Below are 1,994 nucleotides of genomic sequence, written 5' to 3'. Positions count from 1 at the left end.
GCGCACCTGCCAGAAGGCGCGGACGAACGAGGTGCCCTCGGCGACGAATGCGACGCCCAAGGTCACGTAGGCGGCAAGAGGACTCTCGCTGTGGCTGCGGGTGAGGGACAGCAGGCCCTCGAAGATCGAGAACCCGGCGCCGGCGATAAAGATGCCGAACGCCGCCAGCAGCGCCCAGAAGTAGCGTTCCTGGCCGTGGCCGAACGGGTGCTCATCGTCGGCCGGGCGTTCCGCCTGGCGCAGTGACGTCAGCAGGAACACCTGATTGAGGGTGTCGGCGGCGGAGTGGGCCGCTTCGGCGAGCATGGCGCTTGACCCGCTGAGGATTCCCGCCGCCAGCTTGGCCAGGCCGACCACGATGTTCGCCACGCCCGCGACGATCACCGTACGACGGGTAGCGCTGTGTCCGTTGCCGCTTTTCACCGAGGTACTGCTTGCCCGAGCGCGCCGCATCAAACCACGCATGCCGGGACACGCGGCGCGAAATCTCCAGAGCGCGATCTCCATCAGGAATCCACATCGGGCACATTCCGGCTCCCCGCGGCCCGGCTAGACACGCCCACGAGGCAGCGGGACGAGCATGGCAGATGCGACGGCGGACCAGGTCAGGCGTTACGTCCTGGACGGCAGCGATGACGACCTGCGGCGGCTGCTGAGCCTGTCGGAGTTCTTTGCGGAGCATGCCCGGCGTGCGCTGCGCCGGGTGGGCGTCCGCCCGGGGTGGACGGTGATCGACTGCGGATGCGGCCCCGTCGGCGGGCTGGCCATCCTGGCGGAGATGGTGGGCCCGGCCGGCCGGGTGGTCGGCGTTGACTTCAGCGAGCCGACCATCCAGTACGCCCGGACGGTCATGGCGGCACTCGGGCTGGAGAACGTGGAGCTCGTCGCCGGTGATATTCACGAGCTTGACGCGAAGACGCTGGGCGGGCCGCCATCCTGCGGGCCGCGAAGGCGGGCGGATACGAGTGGGTGACCTCGCCGTTCCTTCTCGACCTGGTCCTGCGCAAGCCGCAGGCGACGCCCCGGCCCTAACAAGGCTCGAGCAGCACCTTCACCGCACCGGTCCGCCCGGCATCCTTCAGCGCCAGCACCGCCTCGTCCCACCGTTCCAGCGGGAACCGGTGCGTGATCACCGGCGTGAGGTCAAAGCCCGCGGACACGAAGTCGAAGTAGTGCAGCATCGCATGCTGAGAAACCCCGCGCACCGATTCGACGCCGAACCCATTGGACCCCACCACCCGCAGCTCCTTGAAGTACAGCGGCGTCCACTCGAACCGCTTCGGCGGCTCCACCCCCGACACCACCAAAGACCCCCCGGTCATCAGCAGTCTCAGCGACGTCTCCACCGTCTCCACCGAACCGATCGTGTCGTACACCACACCGGGCCCGTCCTGCAGCCACGCGCGCCCGCTCCACGGCACCAGGGGAGAGGCCCCCACCCGCTTGGCCACCTCAGCCACGAGCACGTTCGGCACCGATGACAGCACCGCGTGCGCGCCGAGCCGCACCGCGAGCCGAGCCCGCGCCCCCGGCCGCGTCGCCGCCCATACCTCGGCTTCCGGATACAGGAACCGCACCAGCGCGATCACGGCGTACGCCAGCGTCCCGGACCCGTAGACCAGCACGGGCTGACCGGGCACGGGCGGCGCCAGCAGCACCGACCGCAGCGACACGCTGAACGGATCGGCCAGCACCGCGGCCTCGTCCGGCACGCCGGACGGAATCGTGAACAGCTGCGACTCGTGCGCCGCGAACCGTTCGGCGTGCGCCCCGGCCGCCGCCGCGCAGTTGCCGAGGTGGATCGAGACCGGCAGGTCGCCCGACCGGAAGTTGCGGCACCACGGGTACCGCCCGTCCGCGCACGCGGAACACACCGGCGAGATGCCCCGCGGCGCGCACGACAGCCACGGGTTCAGCACCACCCGCTCGTCCGTATCGAGCCGACGCCCGACCACCTCGTGCCCCAGCACGTGCGGGAACGACACCAGCGCGGT

3 protein-coding genes are annotated in these 1,994 nt (G+C 70.3%); 1 reads left to right on the top strand and 2 read right to left on the bottom strand.

All coding sequences use genetic code 11. The features are described 5' to 3' along the window. Positions 1-507 (bottom strand): cation diffusion facilitator family transporter (locus VGJ14_04525; GenBank protein ID HEY2831667.1); only part of this gene is annotated, 507 nt, incomplete at its 3' end. A gap of 73 nt (positions 508-580) precedes the next feature. Between VGJ14_04525 and VGJ14_04520 the strand changes: the two genes are divergently transcribed. Beyond that, positions 581-973 (top strand): methyltransferase domain-containing protein, encoded by a 393-nt coding sequence (locus VGJ14_04520; GenBank protein ID HEY2831666.1) that lies wholly within the window; start codon positions 581-583, stop codon positions 971-973. 55 nt (positions 974-1,028) lie between these two features. Here the strand turns inward: VGJ14_04520 and VGJ14_04515 are convergent. Then, positions 1,029-1,994: zinc-binding dehydrogenase (locus VGJ14_04515; GenBank protein ID HEY2831665.1), on the bottom strand; the 966-nt coding region annotated here is incomplete at its 5' end.

It is taken from the genome of Sporichthyaceae bacterium, assembly GCA_036493475.1.
GTDB lineage: Bacteria > Actinomycetota > Actinomycetes > Sporichthyales > Sporichthyaceae > DASQPJ01.
The sequence above is the reverse complement of the archived record's forward strand: the minus strand, read 5'-3'. Positions and strand labels throughout refer to the sequence as shown.